This window comes from Pseudomonas sp. PA-6-3C (assembly GCF_021605825.1).
GTDB classification, from domain to species: Bacteria; Pseudomonadota; Gammaproteobacteria; order Pseudomonadales; family Pseudomonadaceae; genus Aquipseudomonas; species Aquipseudomonas edaphica.
In genome coordinates this window covers 57,312-84,195 of the sequence record NZ_WKDV01000008.1, presented here as the reverse complement: position 1 = coordinate 84,195, position 26,884 = coordinate 57,312, and the positions used below count along the sequence as shown (strand labels likewise).

The window sequence follows — 26,884 nt, the reverse complement described above, 5'->3', positions numbered from 1 at the left end:
GGCTCCTTCTTGCGACGGGGTCGGCCGCGTGGGCGGCATCAGAGTTGACGAATGACCTGGGCAGCGGTCGCCACGTTGTGGGCCAGGTGCAGCGGATTAATGGTCCCGACAATAGCACTGGCGACGCCCGTTTGCGCAAACAACAGCATGAAACTGGCATGAATTGGATCCATTCCTGGCTCAAGGCACACGTGGCCGCTGGCCAGAGCTTTTTTCACCAGGATGCCTTTGCCGTGGGCGGCGGCGTAATCGATCACGGCTTTCTCGGCCTGTTCATTCAGATTGTAGGTGACCATCGCGCAATCACCTTGTTCCAGAGCCTTCACGCCACCTTCGACGGTTTTGCCGGAGAAGCCGAAACCACGGATCTTGCCCTCTTTTTTCAGCTGCGCCAGGGTCTCGTACACCTCGCAATCATTGAGGATATGCAGGTCATTGCCGTCAGAATGCACCAGCACCAGATCGATGAAATCCGTTTCAAGTCGTTTCAAGCTGCGCTCAATGGACATGCGCGTATGCGCGGCACTGAAATCGTGATGGGACACGCCGTCGGCAAACTCTTCGCCGACCTTGCTGACAATCACCCAGTCGTTGCGCTGGCCGCGTAGCAGTGGCCCCAGGCGCTCCTCACTGCGCCCGTAAGCCGGCGCGGTGTCGATCAGGTTGATGCCCAATTGCTGGGCCTGGCGCAATAACATCCGTGCTTCGTCGTCATTGGGAATCTGGAAGCCGTTGGGGTATTTCACCCCTTGATCACGGCCCAGCTTGACGGTGCCCAGGCCCAGCGGCGAGACCAGCAGGCCGGTGCTGCCCAGTGGTCGATGCAGGTCGTGCAGGGTTGGCAGGCTCATGGCAACAGTTGCTCCCAGGCAGGTTGGCCGAGGGTCGGTTTTGGCAGCTCGGGCAGCGCGTCGCTGGCGCTTGGACGAATGCCGTCGCGTTCCAGGGCGTTGAGTACACGATCGGCGAAGTCCGGCGCCAGCGCCAGTTTGGTCGGCCAGCCCACCAGCAAGCGGCCTTGTTCGGCGAGGAAGGCATTGTCGGGGCGGCTCAGGCCCGATTGCAGCGGCTCGGCACGCTCGACACGCAGGGTGGCCCATTGGGTCTGGCTCATGTCGATCCACGGCAGTAACTGCGCCAGCTCTTTTTGCGCAGTGGCGATCTGTTCTTGTGGTGTGCGGGCCACGCCATCCGCCTCGGCGATATCGCCGCCCATGTACCACACCCAGTTGCCGTCGGCAGCCGGGTGAGTGGTGATGGTAAGGCGCGGCTTGGTGCCGCCGCCCAGGCAGTGCGCATACAGCGGCTTCAGGCCCGGGCCTTTGGCGATGATCATATGCAATGGGCGGGTTTGCATGGCGGGCTGGCTGAGGCCCAGGGCCGTCAGTAACTCAGCGGTGCCGCCACCGGCACTCAACACGATGCGCTGGGCGCGGATCTCGCGGCCATCGACCTTCAGGCCCACCAAGGTATCGCCTTCAAGCAGCGGTTCGATGTGTTGCCCGGCGAGCAAGCCGTCGCCGGCCAATTGCGCCAGGCGTTCGATCAGGCTGGGCACATCGATGACCAGTTCGGCCAGGCGATAGACTTTGCCCTTGAAGCGACGGTCCTGCAGGGCTGGCGGCAATTCGTCGCCCTTGACCTGATCGACGCGGCCACGCACGGCTTTACTGGCGAAGAAGCTGGTGAGGTTGCCGGCGATCGTGCCGGGCGACCACAGGTAATGGGCTTCGGAGAGCAAGCGCACGCCGGTCAGGTCCAACTCGCCGTTACCCGCCAGGGCTTCGCGCCAGCGGCGCGGCATGTCGGCAATGGCTTCGGACGCGCCGGTGAGGGCGCCGTGCAGGGCGTATTTCGCGCCGCCGTGGATGATCCCCTGGGACTTCACGCTTTGCCCGCCGCCCAAGGTGGCGCTTTCCACCACCACCGTGGAAAACCCCTGGCGGCGCAGGCGTGCGTTAAGCCAGAGGCCGGCAACCCCGGCGCCGACAATCAGAACGTCGGTGGAAATAACGGATGGCATCGGCGACCTCAGTGTTCAAGACAAGAGGCGCAGTATACAGGCTGTAGCGTGGCGGTCAGTGCCCGGCGGTTTTCGAGAACAGCTGAATCACCACCACACCCAGCACAATCAGGCCCATGCCCAGCATTGCCGGTACATCCAGCTTCTGCCCGTAGATAAACAGCGCGGCGATACTGACCATTACAATGCCCAGTCCGGCCCAGACCGCATAGGCGATACCCACCGGCACCGTGCGCACCACCAGCGTGAGCATCCAGAAGGCCACGCCATACCCCACAATCATCAGCAACAGCGGAATCGGCGTGCTCAAGCCCTTGACGGCTTTCATGGAAACGGTCGCGATCACTTCCGAGCAAATGGCAATGGCCAGGTAAACGTAGGCAACATTCATGGGGGAATCCTCGGTGTGATACGTGCTTGATTAGGTCCGCATTTTAACCCTTCGCGAGATGAGATAAAGTCATTACCTATCCGATTTAAAGATGGGTTGAGTCATGAGCGTGCAATGGAACCTGGAACAGATGCGCCTGTTTGTCAGCGTCGCCGAGCAGCGCTCGTTTTCGGCGGTGGCGCGTGGGCAGCGCAAGGCGCAATCGGCGGTGAGTAACGCAATTGCCCTGCTGGAAGCGGACCTTGGGCTTAGCCTGTTCGAGCGCAGCAGCGGCCGTCAGCCCCGTCTGACTGAAGCCGGCAGTGTGTTGCTGGAAGAAGCGCGTGAGGTGCTGCGCCAATGTGAACGGCTCAATGGTCGGGCGTTGTCGCTGACCCGTGGTGAAGAAGCCTGCCTGCGCCTGGCCCAGGACGAAGCCATGTTATTTCAGCCGGTGCTCGACAGTCTTGAAGCGTTGGCCCGGCAATACCCGCTGCTGGAAGTACAGCTTTCCAGCGCCGCGCAAGGCGATGTGGCGCGCAAGCTGGTGGAGCGCAAGGCCGACCTGGGTTTGCTGTTCTATCACGACCAGATCCCCGAAGCGCTTGAGCGGCGGGTGGTGGGCAGCGTGGAAATGGTCACGGTGTGCGGCGTGAATCATCCACTGGCCCAGGACAAATACGTGACTTGCCAGCGCCTGGCGCAGTTCCGGCAACTGCTGATGTCGACCCAGACCAGCGTGTACCCCGGCAGTGAAGCCGCGAGCCCCCTGGTGTGGCGTGCCGACAGCTTCTACGTATTGGCCGAATGGCTGATGAGTGGCCTGGGCTGGGCCTGGCTGCCTCGGCACATCGTGCAGTACCCGGCCTATCAACAGCAGATGGTCGAGCTGGACAGCGAATGGACGCCGCCGGCGCTGGTGGTGGAGCTGGTCTGGCGCCGCGACGAGCACCTGGGCCCGGCCGCACGCTTCCTGACCGAGCGATTTGCCGAGTGCTTGCAGGCGATCGACTGAAAAAGCCGATAAACTCCGCCGCCATGAATAGAACTCTCTACAGCTGTCTGTTTTACCTGGCGCTGCCGTTGGTGGCTTTACGTCTGTGGCTGCGCGCGCGCAAGGCGCCGGCGTATGCAAAACGTATCGGCGAGCGGTTTTCCTATGGCCTGCCGGTGATGCAGCCGGGCGGGATCTGGGTGCATGCGGTGTCGGTGGGCGAAAGCATCGCGGCCGCGCCGATGATTCGCGGGTTGATGGAGCGCCACCCGACGCTGCCGATTACCGTTACCTGCATGACGCCCACCGGCTCGGAGCGTATCCAGGCGCTGTTCGCCAATGAACCGCGCATTCAGCACTGCTACTTGCCCTATGACTTGCCTTGCGCCGCCAAGCGCTTTCTTGATCGTGTGCAGCCCAGGCTCGCCGTGATCATGGAAACCGAGCTGTGGCCCAACCACATCCACGCCTGCGCTCAGCGTGGTATTCCGGTAGCGCTGGCCAATGCGCGGCTGTCGGCGCGTTCGGCCAAAGGTTATGCGCGCTTCGCCAAGCTGACCGCGCCGATGCTGGCCGAGATGAGCCTGTTTGCGGTGCAGACAAAAACCGAAGCCCAGCGTTTTTTGAGCCTGGGCGCACGACCACAAACCGTTGAAGTCACCGGCTCGATCAAGTTCGACCTGACCATCGATCCGCAACTGCCGGTGCGTGCCGCCGCCTTGCGCGAGCAATGGGGCGCCACCGAGCGCCCGGTGTGGATCGCCGCCAGCACCCACGAAGGCGAGGATGAAGTGGTGCTGGCCGCCCATCGCCAACTGCTCGAAAGTTACCCCAACGCGCTGCTGATTCTGGTGCCGCGTCATCAGGAGCGCTTCGGGCCGATGTTCGAGTTGTGCGAGCAACAAGGCTTTGCCACGGTGCGCCGCTCCAGCACTGAACCGGTGACGGCGCAGACCTCCGTGCTGCTCGGTGACACCATGGGCGAGCTGCTATTCCTTTACGCCCTTGCCGACAGCGCCTTCGTCGGCGGCAGCCTGGTGCCTACCGGCGGCCACAACCCGCTGGAACCGGCGGCGCTGGCCAAGCCTGTGATCATGGGGCCGCACCTGTTCAACTTCCTCGAAATCAGCGCGATGATGCGTGAGGCCGGGGCGTTGCGTGAGGTGGATGATGCGCAAGGCTTGGCAGAAGCCGTGCGGCAGTTGTTCGAACTGCCGCAGGATGCGCGCAAGATGGCAGAGGCGGGATTGAAGGTGATGCAGGCCAACCAGGGTGCGCTGAAACGCTTACTGGACGGTTTGGACAAACTGCTCAATCACTGAACCAACACGGACCAAAATGTGGGAGCTGGCTTGCCTGCGATAGCATCAACTGGGCATGTCTGATGTACCGAGTTGCCTGCATCGCAGGCAAGCCAGCTCCCACACAAGCCAGCTCCCACATTGGTTTGTGGTGTGTTTAGTAGCCCGGGCGGGCTTTGAGCTGCTCGGCGGCGGCCTTGGCCAGATCCGGCGGCAGAAAATCCTTGTCCGGGTTGTAGTCAGCCTTGAGGTAACGCGTCAGGTCCTGTAAATCCCCAGGGCTGAGCGTGCCCGCCGCCTGCTTCAAGCGCAGGTTGTCGAGGATGTAGTCGTAGCGGCTGTTGTTGTAGTTGCGCACCGACGAGTACAGCTGGCGTTGTGAATCCAGCACATCGACGATATTGCGCGTACCCACTTGATAGCCGATTTCCGTGGCTTCCACCGCGCTCTGGTTGGAGATGATCGACTGGCGGCGCGCCTGCACCTGTTCCACATCGGTGTTCACCGCGCGGTGCAGATTACGGGTGTTTTCCACCACCTGGCGGCGCAGGCCTTCGCGTTGCTGTTCAGTCTGGTCGAGGCGTGAATAGGATTCGCGCACTTGCGAGCTGGTCAAACCGCCGCTGTAGATCGGGATATTCAGGCGCAGGCCGATGGTGCGCTGAGACACATCACCACCGTACGGCACGGGCAATTGGTTCGGGTTGCTGAAACCCAGCGCGTCGTTGTCGCCTTTTTCGTATTGCGCCACGGCGTCGAGGGTCGGCAAGTGGCCGGCCTTGCGCTGGCGCAGGGTTTCTTCGGCAGCGGTCACGGCGTAGTTGCTGGCCAGCAAGTTCAAGTTTTGGCGGCCGGCGGTTTCGACCCAGGATTTGGCGTCATTCGGCGCCGGTGGCAGCACCGGCAGCGTGTGCACGATGCCCTGGATCGCGTTGTATTGGCGGTTGGTCAGCGTGATCAGCGCCTCAAAGGCGTCGTCCACCTGGCGTTGGGCGACGATGCGGTTGGCGCGGGCTGTGTCGTAGCTGGCCTGGGATTGCAGCACGTCGGTCTTGTCCGACAGGCCTACATCAAAGCGTTCGTTGGACTGGTCGAGCTGGCGCTTGAAGGCGTTTTCTTCGGCCTTGGTCGACGCCAGGTTGTCCTGGGCGCGCAGCACGGCGAAGTAGCTTTCGGCGCTTTGCAGGATCAGGTTCTGTTCAGTCGCCGAGAGTTGCAGCGAAGCTTGTTCGTTGACGGCTTCGGCGGCTTGCAGCTGGAACCAGCGATCAGCGCGGAACAGCGGCTGGCTCAAGGTTGCACGCCAGGAGTGCGCGTCACGGTTGACGGTGGCTGCCGGTTGGTCGATCTGGGTGCGCACGTTATTGCTGTCGGCGCCGGCCGACAGGTTCGGCAGCAAACCGGCGCGAGCCTGGGGCACCACTTCTTTTTGCGCGCCATATTGAGCGCGGGCGGCGGCCAGGTCGGCGTTGTTGTTCACCGCTTCCTGGTAGACGCTGACCAAGTCGGTTTTGGCGGACAAGGGCGCTTCAGCTGCCCAGACCATTCCATTGGTCGCACAAGACACGGCAAGAGCCAGTGAGAGTTTGCGCAGCATGAGGCGATCCCCAGTGTGAATATTACGACTGTAATTAAGCGCCCAAGGCTAAGGCTGGCCATTCCTGGCGTCAAGCATTGTGACGACGCCCGAGTGTAGTGGCGCTGACCCCGCGCAACAATCCCGCAATCACGCCATTCATCACGCTGAATACACCGCTATTGGCAATTTGCCCACACCATGGTCTAGACTGGCCGCGTTCTTGTCGGGGTGCCTTGTTGGAAGGCTGAGATCGGTAAATACCGGATCCCGTTGAACCTGATCAGGTTAACGCCTGCGTAGGGAACAAGATTTCTCGTCACCCGGCGAGTCCTCTTGTGCTTCGTCCGGGATGTTGTTCGACAATCGAACAGCGCTCGTGCCTTGCACAGCACTGGTTTCAGTGCGTCCATCCGTCACAGGTTCGCTCCGACAAAAATCCACCGCCTGGATAAGTTGGAGAGCCCGTGATGAGCACTGAATTAAAAAGCCAAAAATTAAAAAATACCGTGCACCTGAGTGAATCGGCCAAAGTCGACTCCGGCTCCGTGCAGCCGTTTACCCGCTCGCAAAAAATCTACGTGCAAGGCACTCGCCCGGACATTCGTGTGCCGATGCGTGAAATCAGCCTGGACGTGACGCCCACCGATTTCGGCGGTGAAATCAACGCACCGGTGGTGGTGTACGACACCTCCGGCCCGTACACCGACCCCAACGTCATCATTGACGTGCGCAAAGGCCTGGGTGATGTGCGTTCGCCGTGGATCGAAGTGCGTGGCGACACCGAGCGCCTGTCCGGCCTGAGTTCGCACTTTGGCCAACAGCGCCTCAGCGATGCTGAGCTCACCGCACTGCGCTTTGCGCACGTGAAGAACCCGCGCCGCGCCAAGGCAGGTGCCAACGTCACGCAGATGCACTACGCGCGCAAAGGCATCATTACCGCCGAGATGGAATACGTCGCCATCCGCGAAAACATGAAGCTTGAAGAAGCCCGTGCCAGTGGCCTGCTCGACCAGCAGCACGCCGGTCACAGCTTCGGCGCCAGCGTGCCGAAAATCATCACGCCTGAGTTTGTGCGCGAAGAAATCGCCCGTGGCCGCGCGATTATCCCGGCCAACATCAACCACACCGAACTGGAGCCAATGATCATCGGCCGTAACTTCCTGGTGAAGATCAACGGCAATATCGGCAACAGTGCGTTGGGTTCGTCCATTGAAGAAGAAGTGGCGAAACTGACCTGGGGCATTCGCTGGGGTTCGGACACGGTGATGGACCTGTCCACTGGCAAGCACATCCACGAAACCCGCGAGTGGATCATCCGCAACTCGCCGGTGCCGATTGGCACCGTTCCGATCTATCAAGCCTTGGAAAAAGTCGGCGGCGCCGCCGAAGACCTGACGTGGGAGCTGTTCCGCGACACCCTGATCGAACAGGCCGAGCAGGGCGTCGACTACTTCACCATCCACGCAGGCGTGCTGCTGCGCTATGTGCCGCTGACTGCCAAACGCGTGACCGGCATCGTGTCCCGTGGCGGTTCGATCATGGCCAAGTGGTGCCTGGCGCACCACAAAGAGAACTTTACCTACACGCATTTCGACGAAATCTGCGAAATCATGAAGGCCTATGACGTCAGCTTCTCCCTTGGCGACGGCTTGCGTCCAGGCTCGATTGCCGACGCCAACGATGCTGCGCAATTCGGCGAACTGGAAACTCTCGGCGAGCTGACCAAAATCGCCTGGAAGCACGACGTGCAAACCATGATCGAAGGCCCGGGCCACGTGCCGATGCAGTTGATCAAGGAGAACATGGACAAGCAGCTCGAATGCTGCGACGAGGCGCCGTTCTACACCCTCGGCCCGCTGACCACCGACATCGCACCGGGCTACGACCACATCACCTCGGGTATCGGTGCGGCGATGATCGGCTGGTTCGGTTGCGCCATGCTCTGCTATGTCACGCCCAAGGAACACTTGGGTTTGCCGAACAAGGATGACGTGAAGACCGGGATCATCACCTACAAGATCGCCGCGCACGCTGCGGACTTGGCCAAGGGGCATCCGGGCGCGCAGATTCGTGACAACGCCTTGAGCAAGGCGCGCTTCGAGTTCCGCTGGGAAGACCAGTTCAACCTCGGCCTGGACCCTGACACCGCGCGTTCGTATCACGATGAAACCTTGCCGAAGGACTCGGCCAAGGTCGCGCACTTCTGTTCGATGTGCGGGCCGAAATTCTGCTCGATGAAAATTACCCAGGAAGTACGCGAGTACGCCGCCAACCAGCGCATTGAAGCGGTGGACGTGGACGTGGCCAAGGGCTTGGCCGAGCAGGCGGAACGGTTCAAGCAGGAAGGCAGTCAGCTGTACAAGAAGGTCTGACATCCACGATCGTTCCCACGCTCAGCGTGGGAATGCATCCCGTGACGCTCTGCGTCACAAAGGCGGACGCAGAGCGTCCTTAGCGGCATTCCCACGCAGAGCGTGGGAACGATCATGTCCCTCAGAGATAACACCCTTGAGCATTCAACCGAGTACTTACTCTCCGGACATCGCGGTCCCCGCCGACAAACGCGTGTTCGGCGCCCGCGACCTGTTCTCCCTGTGGTTCTCCCTTGGCATCGGCCTGATGGTCCTGCAAACCGGCGCCTTGCTCGCGCCGGGCCTGGGCTTGTCCGGCTCGTTGCTGGCGATTTTTCTCGGCACGCTGGTCGGCGTGTTGCTGCTGGCCGCCGTCGGTGTGATCGGCAGCGACACCGGCCTGTCCGCCATGGCCGCGCTCAAGCTCAGCCTCGGCGCCAAGGGCGCGAGCCTTCCGGCACTGCTGAACCTTTTACAACTGGTCGGCTGGGGCTCGTTCGAGATCATCGTGATGCGCGACGCCGCCAGCTTGCTGGGCACCCGCGCGTTCAGCGAGGGCAGCCTGCTCGCCAGTCCATTGCTGTGGACCCTGTTTTTCGGTGGCTTGGCGACGTTGCTGGCGGTCAGCGGGCCGCTGACATTCGTGCGCCAGATCCTGCGTAAATGGGGCATCTGGCTGCTGCTCGCCGCCTGCCTGTGGCTGACCTGGAACCTGTTCGCCAAGGCTGACCTCACGGCGTTGTGGGCCAAGTCCGGTGACGGCTCGATGCCGTTTGCGGTGGGCTTTGATATTGCCATCGCCATGCCGCTGTCGTGGTTGCCACTGATCGCCGACTACTCACGCTTCGGCCAGCGCGCCAAAAGCGTGTTCGGCGGTACGGCGTTGGGCTTCTTTATCGGTAACTTCTGGCTGATGAGCCTGGGCGTGGCCTATACCCTGGCATTTGCGCCCAGTGGTGAAGTGAATGCGCTGTTGCTGGCGCTGGCCGGTGCTGGCTTGGGCATTCCGTTGCTGCTGATCCTGTTGGACGAGTCGGAAAACGCCTTTGCCGATATTCACTCGGCGGCGGTGTCCAGCGGGATTCTGTTGCGCTTGAAGGTCGAGCACCTGGCCTTGGTCATCGGTGTGATCTGCACCTTGATCGCCTGCCTGGCGCCGCTGGCGCAGTATCAGAACTTCCTGCTGCTGATCGGCTCGGTGTTTGCGCCGCTGTTTGGCGTGGTGCTGGTGGATCACTTTATCCTGCGTCACCGTGGCCAAGGCACGGTTGCCAACCTGCATTGGCCGGCGCTGGTGGCCTGGCTGGGTGGCATCGCCACCTATCACGTGCTGGCCAACCTGTATCCGAATATCGGTGCAACCCTGCCGGCACTGGTGCTGGCAGGGCTGTTACAGCTGATCCTTGGGCGTGCGGTCAGTGGCGCGCAGGCATCAGCTCAGGCTTGAGCACGCCGGTGAGGCGCGCATAGGGGATGGTCATTTCGATCAGCCCCAATGCATAAGGGGCGATGGTGCTCACGTTGTACTTGAGCACCACGCCGGCGCTGGTCAGGGCCACATTCGGGGTTTTCTGGAACGGCCAGCTCTTCACGAACTCCGGGTCGCGGTCCATCTGCGAATTGATCAGCCAGCTGTTGTGGGCGACTTTCGCGGTGTTCCAGAACGCCTGTTCCTGGCCCGGCAGCAACATGTCGGCCAGGCTCAGCTCTTTGTGCAGCAGGCGTGAATAGTTGATGAAACCGCGGCCGGGCGCGCCGTGGGCGGTGCCGGTATCCAGATAACTGGACACTTCAACGATCACCAGTCCGTCATGCTGCTCACGTACCTTGGCTTGCAAGTACATGCTGTTGCGGTTCGGCGACTCGCGCAGGAACTTGTCGCGGTAGGCATTCAGGGTCGGCGGCACGCTGGCGCCGGGCGTGGTGCGGGTCATTTGCAGCAGGCGTTGCTCAACAATGCTGTCCAACTGCGGCTCGCTGGGGAAGTGCACGGTGTCGATGTTCACCAGTGGGCATTCCGGGCTGTTGCAGCCGGGTTTGATTTGTTCGGAAGTGTCCGGCTTGGTGTCCAGGGGCTTGAGGTAGCTGGGCTGGAACAGGCTCTGGCAAGCGCCCAGAGTCAAGGCAATACAGGCCACGGAGGCGATTTTTAAAAGCGACATGTGCGTCCTTCGGAAATCGATGGAAAGCGAAAAAGAGTAGCGCTTCGACTGCGAACAAAGCCGTCAGTTCGCCACTAAGCTGATTAGAGTGAGTTTGACGTCCGCCGTCTATCCCGGCAACCGGAAAGGGGCTGCATCAAGGGCCATGGGCGCGTTAGGATGGCGCGAATTGCACCTGCGTAACGAGGAAGGATATGACGGACATTGCCAAATCGACGCCGAACACCATCGAGATCGTTCAGCGCGACAATGCCTATAAGGGCTTTTACCAGCTTGATCGCGTGCAACTGCGCCACGAGAAGTTCGATGGCGGCATGAGCCGGGTGATCAATCGTGAAGTCTTTGTGCGTCATGATGCGGTGTGCGTGCTGCCCTACGACCCGCAGCGCGATGAAGTGGTGTTGATCGAGCAGTTCCGTATCGGCGCCATGGGCCGTACCGGCAACCCGTGGCTGGTGGAAATGGTCGCGGGGCTGATTGATAAGGATGAACAACCGGAGGAGGTTGCACACCGCGAAGCCGAGGAGGAAGCTGGCCTTACGTTCTCTGCGCTGTGGCCGATCACCAAATATTTCCCGTCGCCCGGTGGCAGTACCGAATTCGTGCACTTGTACCTCGGTCGTTGCGACAGCTCAGGTGCAGGTGGCGTCCATGGACTGGAAGAAGAAGCAGAAGATATCCGCGTCACCCCCTGGGCCTTTGAAGATGCCCTGCAAGCGGTGCGTGACGGCAAAATTTCCAACGCAGCCAGCATTATCGCCCTGCAATGGCTTGCGCTTAATCGCGCGGAAGTGAGGGGGTTATGGCAGTAAAGGCACGGGAACGATACCGGGTTGACCTGATCGGGCTGCAAGCCGCCTGCGAGGCCAATTATGCGCGGCTGATGCGCCTGCTCCCCGACATGCGTCACGCCCCCGAGGCGCGGCGTATTGCCGTGACCCATGGCGACCAGATGCTGGGCGTGCTGACCCTTGAGGTCATCGTCAACTGCCCGTACACCACCACCCTGCGGGTGCGCCAGGAGCACAGCCTGCCCTGGCTGCCGGTGCCGCAGCTGGAGGTTCAGGTGTATCACGATGCGCGCATGGCCGAAGTCATCAGCGCAGAACACGCGCGACGCTTTCGCAGCATCTATCCTTATCCGAATGTGTTCATGCACCAGCCCGATGAGAAAGCACAACTCAATGTGTTCCTCGGCGAATGGTTGAGTCACTGCCTGGCCCTGGGCCATGAATTCGAAGTCGTGCGCTAGATGTGAACTGCGTCTTTCCTCTTTGTGTCCTGCCCCAGCATAATCGCGCTACCTATCCATTCCTGTGATTGCCTTGGGAGAGCGCCTTGCCGAGCGTATCCGCTGTGAACCCTGATGCGTCGGTGCTGCTGGTGCAGTTGTCCGACAGCCACCTGTTTGCCGAGGCCGACGGTTCGCTGCTGGGCATGAACACCCGCGACAGCCTGCAGCGGGTGATTGGTTTGGTGCGCGAGCAACAGCCGCAGATCGATTTGGTGCTGGCCACGGGAGACTTGTCCCAGGACGGCACGCTTGAGTCTTACCAGCTATTTCGCGACCTGACTCGGCAGATCGACGCGCCGGCGCGCTGGATTCCTGGCAACCACGACGAGCCGCAGGTCATGGCCCACGCGGCGGTGCACAGCGATTTGCTCGAGCCGGTGGTCGATATCGGCAATTGGCGCGTCACCCTGCTGGATTCGGCGGTTCCGGGCTCGGTCCCCGGTTATTTGCAGGATTCGCAATTGCAATTGCTCGCCCAAGCCCTGAGTGAGGCGCCAAACCGTCATCATCTGGTGTGTTTTCACCATCATCCGGTGTCCATCGGTTGTGCGTGGATGGAGCCCATCGGCCTGCGCAACCCTGAAGCCCTGTTTGCCGTACTCGACCGTTTCCCACAGGTGAAGGCGGTGCTGTGGGGCCATGTGCACCAGGAAATCGACCGTGAGCGCAATGACGTGCGCCTTCTGGCGTCGCCGTCCACCTGTATCCAGTTCGCGCCGGGCAGCGAGGACTTCAAGGTCAGCGAGCAGGCGCCGGGGTATCGCTGGCTGCGATTGCATGCCGACGGACGGTTGGAGACGGGCGTGGAGCGGGTAAAAGGATTCGAATTTACCGTCGATTACGGCAGCAACGGCTACTAATACGTTGCAAACACTTATCAACATGTGGGAGCTGGCTTGCCTGCGATAGCGGTGTGCCAGTTAATCAATAGCTAACTGATCCGCCGCCATCGCAGGCAAGCCAGCTCCCACATTCGATCCGCTTCTGCCTGTATTCCCTGTAAACTGCGCCTCTTTGGCTGATGCACGGAGAGCCCGGCATGTCCGCGTCGATTCTATATATCCACGGTTTCAACAGCGCGCCTGCGTCCAACAAGGCCACCCAGTTGAGCACCGTGATGGACAGCCTCGGTTTGAGCGACCAATTGCGTGTGCCGGCCCTGCATCACCACCCGCGTCAGGCGATTCCTCAATTGGAAGAGGCCATTGCGGAACTGGGGCGGCCGCTGCTGGTGGGAAGCTCACTCGGCGGCTACTATGCAACCCATCTTGCCGAACGCCATGGCCTCAAGGCGCTGCTGGTGAACCCGGCGGTCAGCCCGCATCGGATGTTTGACGGTTACCTGGGCACCCAGAAGAACCTCTACACCGATGAAACCTGGGAGCTGACCCACGACCACGTCACGGCCCTGGCCGAACTGGAAGTGCCGGCGCCCCAGGATGCCGCGCGTTATCAAGTGTGGTTGCAGACCGGGGATGAAACCCTGGATTATCGCCTCGCCCAGCAGTATTACCGGGCCTGTGCCTTGCGCATCCAGGCCGGTGGCGACCATGGTTACCAGGGGTTCGCCCAGCAATTGCCGGCCATGTTGAGTTTTGCCGGCATTGGCGCAGATCAGTATCAATCCTTCGACTTTGCAGCACTGTAAAGTCCAGGGGCACTTTTTAATCGAACGACTCACGACGAGACCCCATGGCCACTCCCAGCGCTAGCTCTTATAACGCCGACGCCATCGAAGTCCTCTCGGGCCTCGACCCGGTGCGCAAACGCCCCGGCATGTACACCGACACCAGTCGGCCGAACCACCTTGCCCAGGAAGTCATCGACAACAGCGTCGACGAAGCCTTGGCCGGGCATGCCAAGTCGGTACAAGTCATCCTCCACGCCGACCATTCCCTGGAAGTGTCCGACGATGGTCGCGGCATGCCGGTGGACATTCACCCGGAAGAGGGTGTGTCGGGCGTCGAGCTGATCCTTACCAAGCTCCATGCGGGCGGCAAGTTCTCCAACAAGAACTACCAGTTCTCCGGTGGCTTGCACGGTGTGGGTATTTCCGTGGTCAACGCCCTGTCGACCCTGGTGCGGGTCAAGGTCAAGCGCGACGGCAACGAGTACCAGATGACCTTTGCCGATGGCTACAAAGCCACCGACCTGGAGGTCGTCGGTACCGTTGGCAAGCGCAACACCGGCACCAGCGTGTACTTCGCGCCGGACCCGAAATACTTCGATTCGCCAAAATTCTCCATCAGCCGCCTCAAGCATGTACTCAAGGCCAAGGCGGTATTGTGCCCGGGCCTGCTGGTCAGCTTTGAAGACAAAGGCACCGGCGAAAAGGTCGAATGGCACTACGAAGATGGCCTGCGCTCCTACCTGGAAGACTCGGTCAGCGACTTTGAACGCCTGCCTAACGAGCCGTTCTGCGGCAGCCTGGCGGGGAATAAGGAAGCCGTCGACTGGGCGCTGCTGTGGTTGCCCGAAGGTGGCGACAGCGTGCAGGAAAGCTACGTCAACCTGATCCCCACCGCCCAGGGCGGCACCCACGTCAACGGTTTGCGCCAGGGTTTGCTGGACGCCATGCGCGAGTTCTGCGAATACCGCAGCCTGTTGCCGCGCGGTGTGAAGCTGGCGCCGGAAGACGTGTGGGAGCGCATCGCGTTCGTGCTGTCGATGAAGATGCAGGAGCCGCAGTTCTCCGGCCAGACCAAAGAGCGTTTGTCGTCCCGCGAGGCGGCGGCGTTTGTCTCCGGTGTGGTCAAGGACGCGTTCAGCCTATGGCTCAACGAGCACCCGGAACTGGGCCTGGCCCTGGCGGAGCTGGCGATCAACAACGCCGGTCGTCGCCTGAAGGCCAGCAAGAAAGTCGAGCGCAAGCGCATCACCCAAGGCCCGGCACTCCCAGGCAAATTGGCCGATTGCGCCGGGCAAGACCCGATGCGCTCCGAGCTGTTCCTGGTCGAAGGTGACTCCGCCGGCGGTTCCGCCAAGCAAGCGCGAGACAAGGAATTCCAGGCGATCCTGCCGTTGCGCGGCAAGATCCTCAACACCTGGGAAGTCGACGGCAGCGAAGTCCTGGCCAGCCAGGAAGTGCACAACATCGCCGTTGCGATTGGTGTAGACCCGGGCGCGGCGGACATGAGCCAGCTGCGCTACGGCAAGATCTGCATCCTTGCCGACGCCGACTCCGACGGTTTGCACATCGCCACCTTGCTGTGTGCGCTGTTTGTGCAGCACTTCCGCCCGTTGGTGGATGCCGGCCACGTCTACGTCGCCATGCCGCCGTTGTACCGTATCGACCTGGGCAAAGAGATTTTCTACGCCCTGGACGAAGCTGAGCGCGATGGCATCCTCGACCGCCTGGTGGCCGAGAAGAAACGCGGCAAGCCACAGGTCACGCGATTTAAAGGCCTGGGTGAGATGAACCCGCCGCAGCTGCGCGAAACCACCATGGACCCGAACACTCGCCGCCTGGTGCAGTTGACCCTGGAAGACTTCGCCGGCACGTCGGAAATGATGGACATGCTGCTGGCGAAGAAGCGTGCGCCGGACCGCAAAGCCTGGCTGGAGTCCAAGGGTAACCTGGCCGAGGTACTGGGCTGATGCGCACAGGCTTCGCCCTGGCGATCCTGATGTTGAGCGGGTTGGCGGCCACCCAAGCGGTGGCCGCGCCCGTGGCTGAGCTTAAATTAGTCTCCGAACACCCGGTGGACGGCATGCGCGGTGGCAACCTGTCGGGCCTGGCGCTGTGTGGCCAGGACCTGTGGACGGTTTCCGACCGCGATGACGACCAGATTTACCGCCTCGATATCAGCGCGCCGACCTGGAAGGCCGAAACTGTAAAGATCGAGGTGCCACCGGTGCCCGAGTCCGGCCTGCCTTGGGGTTTGCGTTCGCGCACCAAGGCTGCGTCGTTCATTCGTGGCGGCGACCTGGATTTTGAAGGCATCACCTGTGACGCCGCCGGCAACCGCTACATTGTCAGTGAAGCCCATGCGGCGGTGCTGCAAGTGCCGGTGAACGGTGCGCCGCAATGGTTGAAGATTGCTCCGGGCATGGTCCGCGAAGCGCGGGCCAGTGGGATGTTGCTGCACTTCAATGCCTTGTTCGAAGGTTTGGCGATCAACCCCGAAGGCAATCAGATCTGGCTGGCCGCCGAGCGAGAGCGACGAGGGTTGATCTCGATCAAGCGTGGCCAGAGCGTGTGGGATTGCGATGGGCCCTGTGTGTTGCTGAGCGAGGCCGGCCAGGAAGTGCAACCGGCACAGTTCACCAACGCCAAGGCGGTGTCCAAGGACTTTGCCGACCTGGCGCTGTTCAACGGCAAGCTGTTTACCCTGGAGCGCAATGCGTTCCAGATTTGCCGGCGCGATGCGGTCACGGCCAAAGTCGAGCTGTGCTGGTCGTTTGCCGACGAAACCCTGACACCGAACCGGCGTTATGCCCAGCCTTATGGCTTGGCCGAAGCCCTGGTGGTGGATGCCGAAGGTGTGTGGTTGGGTATCGACAATAATTTTGGCCCGCGTGCCGACGGTGAAAAACGCCCGGTGGTCTATCGTTTTGCCGCGCCGGCCGGTGGCTGGGGCGCCCAACCATGACGGCAGCGCCGCCCGGCAAACGTGCCGGACGTGTACTGATGTTCGTGGCATGGGGCGCCGGGCTGTTTTTGGCCACGCGTTTTTTTGGGCAGTGGGAAGCGCGTCAGGAAAACCCCAATGCGGTGGTGACCTCAGAGCAGCATGAGGGTTACATCGAAGTAAAATTGCTGGGCAACGGCCAAGGGCATTTTGTCGCCAGCGGCCAGATCAACGGATCGCCGGTGGAGTTTATGCTCGACACCGGCGCGACCGATGTGGCGGTGCCGGCCGAATTGGCCGACCGCCTCGGGCTCAAGCGCGGCCTGCCCGTGACCTTGAGCACCGCCAATGGGCGTAGCCAGGGCTACCGCACCAGCCTTGATCGCCTGAAGCTGGGCGATATTGTCCTGCAGGACGTCCGCGCGCTGGTAGCGCCGGGCTTGGGCGGTGAGCAGGTACTGTTGGGCATGAGTGCATTGAAACAACTTGAATTTACCCAGCGCAGCGGCACCATGCTGCTGCGCCAGACCAAACAATGATGAGGCCCGCATGAGTGACATCCTCGCAGACAGCTTAGATGGCGTAGAACGCCGATCGCTGGCTGACTTCACCGAAAATGCCTACCTCAACTACTCCATGTACGTGATCATGGACCGTGCCTTGCCGCATATCGGCGACGGCCTTAAGCCCGTACAGCGGCGCATTATCTACGCCATGAGTGAGTTGGGCCTGGACGCAGATTCCAAGCACAAGAAATCGGCGCGTACCGTCGGTGACGTGCTCGGTAAGTTCCACCCCCACGGCGACTCGGCCTGCTACGAAGCCATGGTGCTGATGGCCCAGCCGTTCAGCTACCGCTACACCTTGGTGGACGGCCAGGGTAACTGGGGTGCGCCGGATGATCCCAAGTCCTTCGCCGCCATGCGGTACACCGAGGCGCGTCTGTCGCGTTACTCGGAAGTGCTGCTGAGCGAGTTGGGCCAGGGCACCGCGAACTGGGGGCCTAACTTCGACGGCACCCTGGACGAACCGCTGGTGTTGCCGGCGCGTTTGCCGAATATCCTGCTCAATGGCACCACCGGCATCGCGGTCGGCATGGCCACTGATGTGCCGCCGCACAACCTGCGCGAAGTCGCGACTGCCTGCGTGCGTTTGCTTGATGAGCCAAAAGCTACGGTCGAGCAGCTCTGCGAGCATATTCAAGGCCCGGATTACCCGACCGAAGCGGAAATCATCACGCCGCGTGCCGACCTGCTGAAGATGTACGAGACCGGCAAGGGCTCGGTGCGCATGCGCGCGGTTTACCACATTGAAGACGGCGACATTATTGTCACCGCACTGCCGCACCAGGTGTCCGGTGCCAAGGTGCTGGAGCAGATTGCCGCGCTGATGCAGGCCAAACCGTCGAAATTGCCGCAAGTGGCTGACTTGCGTGACGAGTCCGACCACGAAAACCCCTGCCGCATCGTGATCATCCCGACCAACAGCCGGGTCGACCACGAAGTGCTGATGCAGCATCTGTTCGCCAGCACCGACCTTGAGTCCAGCTACCGGGTCAACGTCAACATCATCGGCCTGGACGGCAAGCCACAGCTGAAAAACCTGCGCAACCTGCTGGTGGAATGGCTGGAGTTCCGCGTACAGACCGTGCGCCGCCGCCTGCAATTTCGTCTCGACAAGGTTGAGCGCCGCCTGCACCTGTTGGATGGTTTGCTGATCGCTTACCTCAACCTGGATGAAGTGATCCACATCATCCGCACCGCCGAGCACCCGAAAGCCGAGCTGATCGCGCGTTTCGAACTGAGCGAGATCCAGGCCGACTACATCCTCGACACCCGCTTGCGTCAGTTGGCGCGGCTCGAAGAGATGAAGTTGCGCGACGAGCAAGACGCGCTGCTCAAGGAGCAAGCCAAGCTGCAAGCCCTGTTGGGTAGCGAAACCAAGCTCAAGAAGCTGGTGCGCAGCGAACTGATCAAAGACGCCGAAACCTATGGCGATGATCGCCGCTCGCCAATCGTCGAGCGCGCAGAAGCGAAGGCCCTGACAGAAACCGAACTGTTGCCTAACGAGAAAATTACCGTCGTTCTGTCGGAAAAGGGTTGGGTTCGTTCCGCCAAAGGGCATGATATTGACGCCACCGGCCTCTCGTACAAGGCTGGCGATGGTTTCAAGACCGCTGCGGCCGGGCGTTCCAACCAGTTTGCGGTGTTTATCGACTCCACCGGGCGCAGCTATTCGGTGCCCGCGCACACCTTGCCATCGGCACGTGGGCAGGGCGAGCCGCTGACCGGGCGCCTGACGCCGCCACCGGGGGCGAATTTCGAGTGCGTGCTGCTGCCGGACGACGATTCACTGTATGTGATCGCCTCCGACGCGGGTTACGGTTTTGTGGTCAAGGGTGAAGACCTGCAGGCCAAGAACAAGGCGGGCAAAGCGTTGTTGAGCTTGCCGAACAACGCCAAGGTGATCCTGCCGCGTACCGTGGAAGACCGCGAGAGCAATTGGCTGGCATCGGTGACCACCGAAGGGCGTTTGCTGGTGTTCAAGATCAGCGATTTGCCGCAGTTGGGTAAAGGCAAGGGCAACAAGATTATCGGGATTCCCGGGGAGCGCGTGGCCAGTCGCGAAGAGTACGTGACCGACATCGCCGTGATCCCGGAAGGCTCTACCCTGGTGCTCCAGGCTGGCAAGCGCACGCTGTCACTGCGCCCCGACGACCTTGAACACTACAAGGGTGAGCGTGGCCGACGGGGTAATAAACTGCCGCGTGGCTTCCAGCGCGTGGATGCTTTGCTGGTGGAAACGCCTGTTTAAGGCGGATTAGAGGGCTCGATCTACGATTTAACGCGTAGATCGGCGCTTTCGCGCTGGAGTCAGGGCGCATATTCACGGATGATATGGCCTTTCCAGCGCCGGCGTGGCCGAGCGTGTTTAGGTTATTTTTAGTATTACATTGTGGTTCGCCTTGTGGCAGCCACCTGGATGGGATGATGACTGCTCCACGCCTTCCTTTATTTTTGATGCTCGCTGGCCTTTTGGGGCTGGCGGGTTGCAGCACACACCAACCGGTGTCGCTGTACCAGCTGGACAGCGGAAGTCCGGCTCAGCCTGCGCAAACCGCAGGCATGGCCGTTTTGCTTGGCCCGGTCGTTGTTGCTGATTACCTGCAACGCGAAACCCTGCTTCAACGTCAGAACGACGGCAGCCTGCAAGGTTCCACCGATGGTCGTTGGGCGGGCAGTTTGTCGTCCGATATCAACCAGCTGATGTTGCGTCAGGTGGCTGGCCATCTCGACAGCCAGCGTGTGGTGCTTGCACCTGGGCCGGCGGGTTTTACCCCGGACGTGCAGGTATTGCTGACCATCACGCGGCTTGACTCGGGTACTTCGCAACCGGCGATTCTTGACGCCCAATGGCGCTTGATCGACCGCCGTGGCCAGGTGCGCGATAACCGCATCGTGCACCTGCAGGAAGAACATACCGGCACCACCGCGTCCCAGGTCCAGGCCCAGGGCGTGTTGTTGCAGCATCTGGCGCAACAGTTGTCGGTGGCGCTCAAGCCATTGGCCAACCAGCCGCCAGTGGCCGAGGCGCCGCGCAAGCAAGCGCCATCCCAGGCCAAACCGTCAGCTCCGCAGAAGCCTAAGATGCCGATGGCCACGCCGATTCGCACGGATATGGAAGTGTTCAGGTTCTGATCTGAATCGCGCCCAAACAAAAGGCCCGCTTACTCAGCGGGCCTTTTTGTTGTCTACGATTTGATCGTTCCCACGCTCCGCGTGGGAATGCCTCTTGGAACGCTCCGCGTCCCGCCGTCAGCACTGCGCAGCAGTGACGCAGAGCGTCACGGAATGCGTTCCCACGCGGAGCGTGGGAACGATCAGCCATCAGGGCTTGTTACGGGTCTCATGCATGCGCGCCAACTGCCGCTCGAGCATCGACGGGTACGGCTCCATCAGCCGCTCCACACAGCTCGCGCCTTCAGGGCTGGCGATCGGGCGGATTCGTGCGCGCTGGCGGATCAGCGCATCTTCACTGATCTTGCGCTCCACCAGCAGCAGGTTGCGGCTGTGTTGGGACAAGGCCAGCGCATCCTGGGCGATCTCGGTAAGCAGCAGGTCGATCTGGCTCATGCCGAACAGATCGTCTCCGACGGTCAGGCCAAGTTGCAGCTGCAAGGTAATGCCGCTGTCGGCCACTTCAATCTGCAAGGCATGGCCGAGGGCGCGCAGCAGCTCGCCGCAGCAGATGGCATTGGTCAGGTAGTCTTCGCCGCTGTCTTCGCTGTGGAACAGCATCAACGTGCTGCCGTCGTTCAGGGTGTGCAGCTCGCTCTGATAGAGCGACGCAGCCTGGTCGAGGCAGTCGCGGTAGCGCTCCAGCAATTCGGTGAGGCGCGCACGGGGCAGGCGACGCAGTTGGTCCTGGGCACCCAGTTGCACAGCCAGTACGGCGCTGTGCTGCGGCTCGGTATTTTTTACCGGCGCAGGTTGCGAGGCCACAACGGGTGCGGCGGCCGAGGTGTCGCGCAGGTCGGCGAACGGGTCTTCATCGTCCAGTTCGTCTTCTTCGGCCTTGATCACCTGGCGTGGTGCAGGCTTGAGGGCGGCCACCGGCGCGCTTTCGTCAAAGCCTGGGTCACGCAGGTTGCGCACTTCAAACTCGGGCTCGTCGTCGTAGTCGGTGTCGTCGTACTCAGGCTCGGGTTCAACCTCAGGCACCACCGGCTCGGGAGCGAAGCTGGCGTGAAGCTGGCGGGCGAGGTCGCCGATTTCATCCTGGCGGTCGGTGGCCGGGGTGTGTTCGTCGATATCGCGCAGCCAGATGCGCAGTTGCATCAGCGGCGTGGAGATATGCCGACCCAGGCGCAAGCTCAGGGCCAGGGCCAGTGCCAGCAGGATCGCGCTGAGGATGCCCATGCTTTGCAGGCTGATGGTCATCGGCTGCTGGAATTGCTGCATGTCGAGGCTGATGCGCAGTTGCCCGGCCTTCACATCCTGAAACGTAATATTGCTCGAATACAGACCTTCGGCTTCACCCAGCAGGCCGTTTTTCGGGCGCTGCCCGGCTTCGGCCATGATCCGGTTGTCCACGCTGTAGATGGCGGCGTGGGCCACCAGCGGGTTCTTGGTCAGGTTATTGAGCAGCACGTTGAGGCTGAGGATGTCGTTGGACACCAGCAACTCAGTCGCCGAAGTGGCGGTCTGGGTCGTCAGGCTCTCGCCCAGGGCGTCGGCTTGCTCGTGCATGGCCTGCTTGAACTGCAAACCCATCACGCAGGCGTAGATCACCAGGGCCAGAGCGACCAGGATCACGTTATGGCTGGCGATGCGTAATGCGATCGGTACACGGCGGTGGCGCAGTGCCCGGAAGATCAGCAGGAAGAAGTTATCGGTTTTTACTGGCGTGGGCCGGTTCACTTGCGCTCGGCTCTTGGTCCGTGAAGTTGACGCGCAGTATAGCGACAGGCCTAGAACCGGCAAAGCGCTCGCTGTGCCCGATGGTCACTGAAAGTGGGTAGAATGCGGTTTTTTTCCAGCCTGGGGGTGCGCTTTGCGCGAAATTGTCCTGATAAACATCACCGGCGAAGACCGCCCGGGTCTCACCGCAGCCATTACCGGTGTTCTGGCCCAGGGTGGTGTGAACATTCTCGACATCGGCCAAGCGGTGATCCACGACACGCTGTCGTTCGGCATCCTGGTGGAAATCCCCAGCACCGAGCAGGCCTCGTCGGTGCTCAAAGACATCCTGTTTACGGCGTATAAGCTTGATCAACAGGTGCGTTTCACCCCGGTTTCCGAAGCCGATTACCAGCATTGGGTCGAAGGCCAGGGTAAAAAGCGCCACATCGTGACCCTGCTGACCCGCAAAGTAACCGCCGAACAATTGCAGCGTGTCAGCTCGATCACCGCTCAATATGGTTTGAATATCGATCACATCGACCGTCTGTCGGGTCGTATGCCGTTGGACACGCCGGCCGACAAAGGCAAGGGCTGCATCGAGTTCTCCGTGCGCGGCGAGCCGGCCGACCCGCAAGCCTTGCGCGCCGAATTCCTCAGCGTGGCCCAGGAACTGAATGTCGACATCGCCTTCCAGGAAGATTCGCTGTTCCGCCGTAACCGCCGCCTGGCGGTGTTCGATATGGATTCCACGCTGATCGAAGCCGAAGTCATCGACGAGTTGGCCAAGGCCGCCGGTGTGGGCGAGCAGGTGTCCGAAATCACCGAGCGCGCCATGGCCGGTGAGCTGGATTTTCGCGCCAGCTTCAAGGAGCGCCTGGCACTGCTCAAGGGCTTGGACGTAAGTGTGTTGGATTCGATCGGTGCTTCGCTGCGCCTGACCGAAGGCGCCGAAACCTTGTTTGCCGAACTCAAGCGCCTGGGCTACAAGACTGCAATTCTCTCGGGCGGTTTCACCTACTTCGCCAAGCAATTGCAGGCCAAGCTGGGCATTGACTATGTATTTGCCAACGAGCTGGAAGTGGTGGATGGCAAAGTGACCGGCGTGGCGGTCGAGCCGATTGTCGACGCACAGCGCAAGGCGGACTTGCTGAAGGAATTGGCCCACAAGGAAGGTTTGCGTCTGGAGCAGACCATTGCGGTCGGCGACGGCGCCAATGACTTGCCGATGCTGGCGATTGCCGGGTTGGGTGTGGCGTTCCGTGCCAAGCCGTTGGTGAAGCAATCGGCCAAGCAGGCGATTTCGACGCTGGGGCTGGATGGTGTGTTGTATCTGTTGGGCTTTCGCGATCGCGACGGGCAGTTGTAACCCGATCTAACTGCAATATTGCAGTAACTGTGGGAGCCGGGCTTGCCCGCGATAGCGGTAGTTCAGTCATTGAAGTATTGACTGGTACGCCGCTATCGCGGGCAAGCCCGGCTCCCACATTTGATTTGCATCAGCTTCAAATCAGGCTTTCGGCAGTGCGATACCCTGGCCCATCTGTACCGGCGTACCCGCCACCAACTCCTCTGCCCACTTCACCTGATCCGGCCCGAACAGCACGATGGCGGTCGAACCCAGCTTGAAGCGGCCCAGTTCAGCACCTTTCTCCAAGTGAATCGGCGCGCGTGCGGCTTCGTCGTAGCGGAAGGTTTTCAGCTCGCGTTTCGGCGGCGTGACCAGCCCGGCCCATACGGTTTCAATCGACGCCACAATCATCGCGCCCACCAACACCACAGCCATCGGGCCGCGTTCGGTGTCGAACAGGCAGACAACACGCTCGTTGCGCGCAAACAGTTCCGGCACGTTTTCGGCGGTGGTCTGGTTGACCGAGAAAATCCGGCCCGGCACGTAGACCATCTCACGCAGCGTACCGGCCAAAGGCATGTGTACGCGGTGGTAATCCTTCGGTGACAGGTAAATAGTGGCGAAATCACCGCCCATGAACGGTGCAGCCAACGCCGCATCACCACCGAGCAATTCCAGCACGCTAAAGCTATGGCCTTTGGCCTGGAACACACGACCGTGTTCAATCGGGCCAAGCTGGCTGACCGCGCCGTCGGCTGGGCTCAGCACCGCGCCTGGAGTTTCATCCAGCGGGCGGGCGCCGTCTTTCAGGGCGCGGGTAAAGAAGGCATTGAAGTGCTCGTAGGCGGTGAGGTCTTCGACCAGCGCCTGGGACATGTCCACTTGATAGCGCTTGGCGAACCACGCCGTGAAGGCATTCTTGAACCAGCGCACGCGGCACTCGGCAATGCAGCCGGCCAGGCGCGACAGCAAGTGGTGCGGCAGCAAGTACTGGCTGAGGATAAACAACTGCTTTTTCATAACTGTCCTTAAACCTTAAATCTCGACGGGGGTGTCGGGGTGGTTGCCCCATTCGCCCCAGGAACCGGCATAACCTTTGACTCGCGGATAACCGAGCGCCTTGGCCACCAGGTAGGTGAAGCCAGAGCGGTGGTGAGTCTGGCAGTGGGTGATGATTTCTTTGTCGCGGGTCAGCCCGAGGTCTTCGAGGATCTGCGGCATGTCGCGGCGGATACGCAGGTTGCGCGCCTTGTCCATACCGGCAGTCCATTCGAAGTTGACGGCGCCGGGGATGTGACCACCCTTGGCGGCGAGCACTTTCTCGCCGGAATATTCCAGCGGGCCGCGTGCGTCCCAGATCCCGAGGTCGGCGGCGCCGACACGGCTTTGCAGGTATTCGCGGGTGGCGGTGGGGCCGTCGTGCAGCGTGAGGCTGACCGGGCCGCCAACCGGGGCGGGCACTTCGGTGGATACCGGGTGTTTTTCGTCCAGCCAGGCCAGCAGGCCGCCATCCAGGTAGTGGTACTTCTGGTGGCCGATCACGTCGAGCAACCAGATAAACCGCCCGGCCCAGCCGCCGCCTTCGTCGTCATAGACGACGTAAGTGGCGTCCGGGGTGTGGCCCAGTTCGCCGAACAGCTTTTCCAGGTCGGCCTTGTGCGGCAGCAAGCCGGGTGCTGGCGGCTGGCCCAGTTGGGTGCGCTTGGGGTCAACGAAATGCGCGCCGGGGATATGCCCTTCGGCGTAGCGGGCGGCACTGGTGAGGTCCACCAGAATCAAGTGTTCGGCATCCAGGCGACCAAGCAGGTCGCTGGACTCGATCACCAGCGGCAAGCCAGAGAAGTCAGGCATGTGAGGTCTCCTGGGCACAAATGTTGGTGATAAAAGAGGGCGATTGTAGCGCAAGCATCAGGCGCTGCGGTTGGTAAAGCTGTGCAGCGCTTTCTCGATGCATTGAGCGGTTTTGCCAAAAGCCTGCACGGTGGTTTCCGAGAACGGCCCGCCGCCCTGGTCGGCGACCATCAGCATCACCACGCGGCCATTGCAGCTCAGAGAGCGTAGCAACAGGTGTTCACCGGTAAACCAGCGGCGCAGGATCGGCGGCAGCAGCGCAGAAAATTGCGCGTGATTGTCTGGCGTGAGGCGCACCTGGGCGGACTTTTCCAGCAAGCGTTGCAGCAGTGTGCTGTTGACGACGTCGAGGCTCAGGTTGGCAGCGTCCTTGGGCAAGCCATCGGCCTGATGCACACGCAAGGTACTCAGGGCGCGGTCGGCCATAAAGAGCAGCACCCGCTGCATGCCACTGGCGACCAAGGCTTCCTTGGCGCAGGTGGTCAAGTGCATGGCGTTGGCAAAGCGGCTCGGTTCGACCAGCAACTCGGTGCAGCGCTTGCGCCACACGGCCAGTGCTTCGGCAGTGGGCGGCGGTGCGGGCAGCAGGCCGCGATGGACCTTCTGCACATGCCACGGCCAGATCAGCGACAGCGCCGGGTGCCAGAGGTCCGGCATCAAGGTGGTGCGCGCGCTGGTGACCGCTTGTTGGTGAACCTGCTGCTGCACGTCACACAGCGGCGCTTGCAGGTACAGCGCGGTAAGGTATTGCCAGCGCTCGGTGTGCGGGCAGGTCCAGGATTCCTGGGCCGACATCGCCAGGCCGTTGGCCAGCAGCACGGTGTTGGCGGGTTGGTTCAACCAGCGCCGCAGGTTGGGTTCGGCATCGAGCAGTTGCTGCTGGCGCAGCGCGTCATCTTCGCGGGCGATGTGCAGCGCCTTGACCAGCAAGCGCTGCTCGGTCAGCAGCAGGTTGTAGCCCTGGGACACCCAGATCGGCAGGTGCCAGGCTTCGGTCAGGCCAAGGCACAAGTCGAGCAGGCGTACACCGAACAGTTCCTGCTCGACCTTGTGCGCCGACTGGCCTTTGTGGATGACCCGCAGTTCCCATTCTTCCAGGAGTTTTGGGTAGGCCACGGCCAGCGGCCACAGCGGCGACAGAAACAGCAGGCTGCCCCAATGGATGTCTTGCCACAGCCGCGCCAGGCGGCTGGCGAACAAACCGTTGGCTTGCTGTGAGGCGTGCTGGCTTATCAGCAGCAGTTGGCGCAAAGCCACCGGGATGTCTTTTTCCGGCACCGAGGGCAGGCGCGCGAGCAATTCTTCGGCGCGTTTGAGACCCAGGCGGTTCAGCGCCACTTCGAGGTTTTCCGCCGGCCCCGACAGGCTGCCGTGCGCCTGGCTGTTGGCCTCGCGCATCACACTGAGCACCAGTGCCGGGCTGTTTTGCATCAGCTCGGCAATATCTCGCAATGAACTGCGGCTGTCGCGGATGGCCTTGCACACGCGTTCGTGACTAGCCTGAGGAACAGGCAGCAGCACATCGTCCAGGCGCTTGATCCAAGCGGCGGGGGTGGTGGGTTTTGTATTTGGAACTGTCGTTTCGTTTGCCATGATTGGGGCGCGATCATCACTTGCGTTCTACACGCCCGGAACGGG

Annotated in this window: 23 protein-coding genes and 1 riboswitch; of the genes, 14 read left to right on the top strand and 9 right to left on the bottom strand. The window is 61.5% G+C overall.

The features are described from left to right. Positions 1-38: 38 nt before the first annotated feature. Genes GIW48_RS07915 through GIW48_RS07905 form a run of 3 tightly spaced genes read right to left on the bottom strand, consistent with a single transcriptional unit; the run spans position 39 to position 2,414 of the window. On the bottom strand, positions 39-851 hold the full coding sequence (locus GIW48_RS07915) for an aldo/keto reductase (RefSeq protein ID WP_138450526.1): 813 nt from the start codon (positions 849-851) through the stop codon (positions 39-41). Continuing rightward, a complete protein-coding gene (locus tag GIW48_RS07910; protein ID WP_138450524.1) occupies positions 848-2,023 on the bottom strand; it encodes an NAD(P)/FAD-dependent oxidoreductase in 1,176 nt (391 codons plus the stop codon). Before GIW48_RS07910 ends, GIW48_RS07915 begins: the two co-directional genes overlap by 4 nt. A gap of 55 nt (positions 2,024-2,078) precedes the next feature. Next, positions 2,079-2,414, bottom strand: coding sequence for a DMT family transporter (locus GIW48_RS07905; protein ID WP_017138493.1), 336 nt, complete (start codon positions 2,412-2,414; stop codon positions 2,079-2,081). 103 nt (positions 2,415-2,517) lie between these two features. Here GIW48_RS07905 and GIW48_RS07900 point away from each other — a divergent pair, with 103 nt between their 5' ends. Then, positions 2,518-3,408: a LysR family transcriptional regulator gene (locus GIW48_RS07900; protein WP_017138492.1), complete on the top strand. Its 891-nt coding sequence runs from the start codon at positions 2,518-2,520 to the stop codon at positions 3,406-3,408. A gap of 23 nt (positions 3,409-3,431) precedes the next feature. Next, entirely contained in the window at positions 3,432-4,709 is a 1,278-nt protein-coding gene (gene waaA / locus GIW48_RS07895) for a lipid IV(A) 3-deoxy-D-manno-octulosonic acid transferase (RefSeq protein ID WP_017138491.1), read from the top strand. A gap of 136 nt (positions 4,710-4,845) precedes the next feature. Here waaA and GIW48_RS07890 read toward each other — a convergent pair whose 3' ends face one another. Further along, positions 4,846-6,285 (bottom strand): TolC family outer membrane protein, encoded by a 1,440-nt coding sequence (locus GIW48_RS07890; RefSeq protein ID WP_026013800.1) that lies wholly within the window; start codon positions 6,283-6,285, stop codon positions 4,846-4,848. Positions 6,286-6,481: 196 nt separating this feature from the next. Continuing rightward, positions 6,482-6,587: riboswitch (TPP riboswitch) on the top strand. Between the two features lie 147 nt (positions 6,588-6,734). Between GIW48_RS07890 and thiC the strand changes: the two genes are divergently transcribed. Both thiC and cytX read left to right on the top strand, forming a co-directional pair. Beyond that, positions 6,735-8,639: a phosphomethylpyrimidine synthase ThiC gene (gene thiC / locus GIW48_RS07885; protein ID WP_138453474.1), complete on the top strand. Its 1,905-nt coding sequence runs from the start codon at positions 6,735-6,737 to the stop codon at positions 8,637-8,639. Between the two features lie 136 nt (positions 8,640-8,775). After that, complete coding sequence (cytX, locus tag GIW48_RS07880; protein WP_138450750.1) at positions 8,776-10,065, top strand: putative hydroxymethylpyrimidine transporter CytX; 1,290 nt, start codon at positions 8,776-8,778, stop codon at positions 10,063-10,065. Here cytX and GIW48_RS07875 read toward each other — a convergent pair. Next, a complete protein-coding gene (locus GIW48_RS07875; RefSeq protein ID WP_017138487.1) occupies positions 10,034-10,780 on the bottom strand; it encodes an RsiV family protein in 747 nt (248 codons plus the stop codon). The two genes, cytX and GIW48_RS07875, sit on opposite strands and share 32 nt — an antisense overlap. A gap of 194 nt (positions 10,781-10,974) precedes the next feature. Between GIW48_RS07875 and GIW48_RS07870 the strand changes: the two genes are divergently transcribed. The 9 genes from GIW48_RS07870 to GIW48_RS07830 all read left to right on the top strand — a co-directional run bounded on the left by GIW48_RS07870 (position 10,975) and on the right by GIW48_RS07830 (position 20,343). Then, positions 10,975-11,592: an NUDIX domain-containing protein gene (locus tag GIW48_RS07870; RefSeq protein ID WP_017138486.1), complete on the top strand. Its 618-nt coding sequence runs from the start codon at positions 10,975-10,977 to the stop codon at positions 11,590-11,592. Next, positions 11,583-12,032, top strand: coding sequence for a DUF1249 domain-containing protein (locus GIW48_RS07865; RefSeq protein WP_017138485.1), 450 nt, complete (start codon positions 11,583-11,585; stop codon positions 12,030-12,032). The genes GIW48_RS07870 and GIW48_RS07865 overlap by 10 nt, the downstream gene beginning before the upstream one ends. An 86-nt stretch (positions 12,033-12,118) precedes the next feature. Next, a complete protein-coding gene (gene cpdA / locus GIW48_RS07860) occupies positions 12,119-12,934 on the top strand; it encodes a 3',5'-cyclic-AMP phosphodiesterase (RefSeq protein ID WP_236460419.1) in 816 nt (271 codons plus the stop codon). Between the two features lie 179 nt (positions 12,935-13,113). Next, positions 13,114-13,722: a YqiA/YcfP family alpha/beta fold hydrolase gene (locus GIW48_RS07855; RefSeq protein ID WP_099548086.1), complete on the top strand. Its 609-nt coding sequence runs from the start codon at positions 13,114-13,116 to the stop codon at positions 13,720-13,722. Between the two features lie 44 nt (positions 13,723-13,766). Then, positions 13,767-15,671 (top strand): DNA topoisomerase IV subunit B, encoded by a 1,905-nt coding sequence (gene parE, locus GIW48_RS07850; RefSeq protein ID WP_099548087.1) that lies wholly within the window; start codon positions 13,767-13,769, stop codon positions 15,669-15,671. Then, positions 15,671-16,666, top strand: coding sequence for an esterase-like activity of phytase family protein (locus GIW48_RS07845; RefSeq protein WP_170039105.1), 996 nt, complete (start codon positions 15,671-15,673; stop codon positions 16,664-16,666). Before parE ends, GIW48_RS07845 begins: the two co-directional genes overlap by 1 nt. Then, positions 16,663-17,184 (top strand): retropepsin-like aspartic protease family protein, encoded by a 522-nt coding sequence (locus GIW48_RS07840; RefSeq protein ID WP_017138480.1) that lies wholly within the window; start codon positions 16,663-16,665, stop codon positions 17,182-17,184. Before GIW48_RS07845 ends, GIW48_RS07840 begins: the two co-directional genes overlap by 4 nt. 10 nt (positions 17,185-17,194) lie before the next feature. Continuing rightward, the gene (gene parC / locus GIW48_RS07835; protein WP_017138479.1) at positions 17,195-19,459 is read left to right on the top strand and encodes a DNA topoisomerase IV subunit A; all 2,265 of its coding nucleotides are present in this window, start codon (positions 17,195-17,197) and stop codon (positions 19,457-19,459) included. A gap of 176 nt (positions 19,460-19,635) precedes the next feature. Next, the gene (locus tag GIW48_RS07830) at positions 19,636-20,343 is read left to right on the top strand and encodes a PqiC family protein (RefSeq protein ID WP_026013799.1); all 708 of its coding nucleotides are present in this window, start codon (positions 19,636-19,638) and stop codon (positions 20,341-20,343) included. Between the two features lie 189 nt (positions 20,344-20,532). Here the strand turns inward: GIW48_RS07830 and GIW48_RS07825 are convergent, their stop codons facing one another. Further along, positions 20,533-22,065, bottom strand: a complete 1,533-nt coding sequence (locus GIW48_RS07825) for an AhpA/YtjB family protein (protein WP_099548089.1) — start codon at positions 22,063-22,065, stop codon at positions 20,533-20,535. A gap of 133 nt (positions 22,066-22,198) precedes the next feature. Between GIW48_RS07825 and serB the strand changes: the two genes are divergently transcribed. Beyond that, complete coding sequence (gene serB / locus GIW48_RS07820) at positions 22,199-23,413, top strand: phosphoserine phosphatase SerB (protein ID WP_017138476.1); 1,215 nt, start codon at positions 22,199-22,201, stop codon at positions 23,411-23,413. Positions 23,414-23,554: 141 nt separating this feature from the next. On the opposite strand, the gene asd is transcribed toward serB, so the two are convergent. From asd to GIW48_RS07805, 3 genes are read right to left on the bottom strand one after another with little or no spacing between them, the layout of a single operon-like run. Continuing rightward, complete coding sequence (gene asd, locus GIW48_RS07815) at positions 23,555-24,415, bottom strand: archaetidylserine decarboxylase (RefSeq protein WP_017138475.1); 861 nt, start codon at positions 24,413-24,415, stop codon at positions 23,555-23,557. Positions 24,416-24,430: 15 nt separating this feature from the next. Then, a complete protein-coding gene (gene rhdA / locus GIW48_RS07810) occupies positions 24,431-25,246 on the bottom strand; it encodes a thiosulfate sulfurtransferase (RefSeq protein WP_236460418.1) in 816 nt (271 codons plus the stop codon). Positions 25,247-25,303: 57 nt separating this feature from the next. After that, positions 25,304-26,839 carry an HDOD domain-containing protein gene (locus GIW48_RS07805; protein WP_236460417.1) on the bottom strand — a complete coding sequence of 512 codons (1,536 nt, stop codon included), beginning with the start codon at positions 26,837-26,839 and terminating at the stop codon, positions 25,304-25,306. Between the last annotated feature and the right edge of the window lie 45 nt (positions 26,840-26,884).

What these genes read in the sequence shown, in the direction of transcription:
- GIW48_RS07915 (WP_138450526.1), bottom strand. Translation starts at nt 851, where the DNA reads ATGAGCCTGCCAACCCTGCACGACCTGCATCGACCACTGGGCAGCACC.
- GIW48_RS07910 (WP_138450524.1), bottom strand. Translation starts at nt 2,023, where the DNA reads ATGCCATCCGTTATTTCCACCGACGTTCTGATTGTCGGCGCCGGGGTT.
- GIW48_RS07905 (WP_017138493.1), bottom strand. Translation starts at nt 2,414, where the DNA reads ATGAATGTTGCCTACGTTTACCTGGCCATTGCCATTTGCTCGGAAGTG.
- GIW48_RS07900 (WP_017138492.1), top strand. Translation starts at nt 2,518, where the DNA reads ATGAGCGTGCAATGGAACCTGGAACAGATGCGCCTGTTTGTCAGCGTC.
- waaA (WP_017138491.1), top strand. Translation starts at nt 3,432, where the DNA reads ATGAATAGAACTCTCTACAGCTGTCTGTTTTACCTGGCGCTGCCGTTG.
- GIW48_RS07890 (WP_026013800.1), bottom strand. Translation starts at nt 6,285, where the DNA reads ATGCTGCGCAAACTCTCACTGGCTCTTGCCGTGTCTTGTGCGACCAAT.
- thiC (WP_138453474.1), top strand. Translation starts at nt 6,735, where the DNA reads ATGAGCACTGAATTAAAAAGCCAAAAATTAAAAAATACCGTGCACCTG.
- GIW48_RS07875 (WP_017138487.1), bottom strand. Translation starts at nt 10,780, where the DNA reads ATGTCGCTTTTAAAAATCGCCTCCGTGGCCTGTATTGCCTTGACTCTG.
- GIW48_RS07870 (WP_017138486.1), top strand. Translation starts at nt 10,975, where the DNA reads ATGACGGACATTGCCAAATCGACGCCGAACACCATCGAGATCGTTCAG.
- GIW48_RS07865 (WP_017138485.1), top strand. Translation starts at nt 11,583, where the DNA reads ATGGCAGTAAAGGCACGGGAACGATACCGGGTTGACCTGATCGGGCTG.
- GIW48_RS07855 (WP_099548086.1), top strand. Translation starts at nt 13,114, where the DNA reads ATGTCCGCGTCGATTCTATATATCCACGGTTTCAACAGCGCGCCTGCG.
- parE (WP_099548087.1), top strand. Translation starts at nt 13,767, where the DNA reads ATGGCCACTCCCAGCGCTAGCTCTTATAACGCCGACGCCATCGAAGTC.
- GIW48_RS07845 (WP_170039105.1), top strand. Translation starts at nt 15,671, where the DNA reads ATGCGCACAGGCTTCGCCCTGGCGATCCTGATGTTGAGCGGGTTGGCG.
- GIW48_RS07840 (WP_017138480.1), top strand. Translation starts at nt 16,663, where the DNA reads ATGACGGCAGCGCCGCCCGGCAAACGTGCCGGACGTGTACTGATGTTC.
- parC (WP_017138479.1), top strand. Translation starts at nt 17,195, where the DNA reads ATGAGTGACATCCTCGCAGACAGCTTAGATGGCGTAGAACGCCGATCG.
- GIW48_RS07830 (WP_026013799.1), top strand. Translation starts at nt 19,636, where the DNA reads ATGACTGCTCCACGCCTTCCTTTATTTTTGATGCTCGCTGGCCTTTTG.
- asd (WP_017138475.1), bottom strand. Translation starts at nt 24,415, where the DNA reads ATGAAAAAGCAGTTGTTTATCCTCAGCCAGTACTTGCTGCCGCACCAC.
- rhdA (WP_236460418.1), bottom strand. Translation starts at nt 25,246, where the DNA reads ATGCCTGACTTCTCTGGCTTGCCGCTGGTGATCGAGTCCAGCGACCTG.
- GIW48_RS07805 (WP_236460417.1), bottom strand. Translation starts at nt 26,839, where the DNA reads ATGGCAAACGAAACGACAGTTCCAAATACAAAACCCACCACCCCCGCC.